Genomic DNA, 1,456 nt, shown 5'->3' with positions numbered 1-1,456 from the left:
CCAGAATATACACCGCACGACAATGAATATCATTTTAAGAATTTGTTTAATATTACAGATGATATTTTAGGGAAAAAGATTATTGAAAAATTAAACGTAAATGAACTATTTATTCTTGCGAGTGCTTTGTATGCACATGACTGGGGGATGGCTGTGAGTCCTTCAGAAAAAAATATAATTATGGGGAATAACACGACTAATACCGTTCCTGAAAATATTATTTTATTACAAGATGAAACGCAAAGTTTTCAAGATTTTCTAAAAGATCAAGATTACAAAGGAAAGCCTGATGAAGTCTCAGATGATTTATGGAGGGAGTATGTCAGAAAAACTCATGCTTTAAGGAGTGGTGTGAGAGTTAATCATTTTTTTAAAGAAAATTCTGGATTGGCAGAAGCAGTAAAAAGAGCATGCGAGGGACATTGGTTGAATTTTCAAGACATACGAAACAATAATATCTACCCTAGAGACTATAGTGTATTATTTTCAATAGTAAATTTAAGAGCAATATCAATTTATGTGAGATTAATTGATTTACTAGACATATCGGAGGATAGAACCCCATATGTTTTATGGAAATTTGTATCCCCTGAAAATGAGTTTTCAAATAATGAATGGTTAAAGCACCGTGCTTTGAGTTCAGTAAAATCTACAGACTATCTGGGAACAAGAATAATAAAAATTGATGGGAAAACAGAGGACCACGAGGTGTATGCATCATTACAAGATTTGAAGCAATGGTGTGACGATCAATTTAGAGATTGTATTGATGTTTTAGCAGAAATGAATGATACGAATCATATCCTAGATATATCTCACATTCATTGGAATATTGTTACGGCGGGGTTTGAACCGAGTTCTATAAAATTTAATTTTGATAGAGAAAGATTATTTGAAATATTGGGAGAGCAAATATATGGTGACGATCCATATGTTTTTTTAAGGGAATTACTTCAAAATAGTGTTGACGCACTAAAATTAAGACAAGCAATTCTAGCTAAAAGAGGGATGACATTAAATGATGGTTTTATTAAAGTTGAAGTGAAAAAGGTAAATGAAAATGAATTGATAATTGTTTGGACTGATAATGGTGTAGGAATGAATGAATACATAATAGGTAATTATTTATCAATTGCAGGGAAAAGTTTTTATAGTAGTAAAGACTTTGATAAGATTGGAATTAAGATGGACGTAATATCGAAATTTGGAATAGGGATATTGAGCTGTTTTACTCTAGCTGAAAAAATTGAAATTACTACATATAGAGAGCCTTATATAGAACCTAATAGTAAGTTAATTAATATTTCAATTCCTGCATACAACAAATATTTTCGTATTAGTAGCAAAACTCCTCAGCTTTATGAAGATGTTAAGCCAGGTACTACATTTAAAATATTCATATCTTCGAAAAAAAATACCAATCAAAATGATAATTCACCAAGGTTGAAATCAGTAT

Annotated in this window: 1 protein-coding gene; it reads left to right on the top strand. The window is 30.7% G+C overall.

What is annotated here, in order from left to right; all coding sequences use genetic code 11:
• Nucleotides 1–1,456, top strand: a 1,456-nt coding sequence (locus A3849_RS31935) for an HD domain-containing protein (protein WP_143191964.1), incomplete at both ends; no start/stop codon positions are given.

Source organism: Paenibacillus sp. P46E, assembly GCF_001909095.1.
Lineage (GTDB): Bacteria > Bacillota > Bacilli > Paenibacillales > Paenibacillaceae > Paenibacillus_AQ > Paenibacillus_AQ helianthi.
The sequence above is the reverse complement of the archived record's forward strand: the minus strand, read 5'-3'. Positions and strand labels throughout refer to the sequence as shown.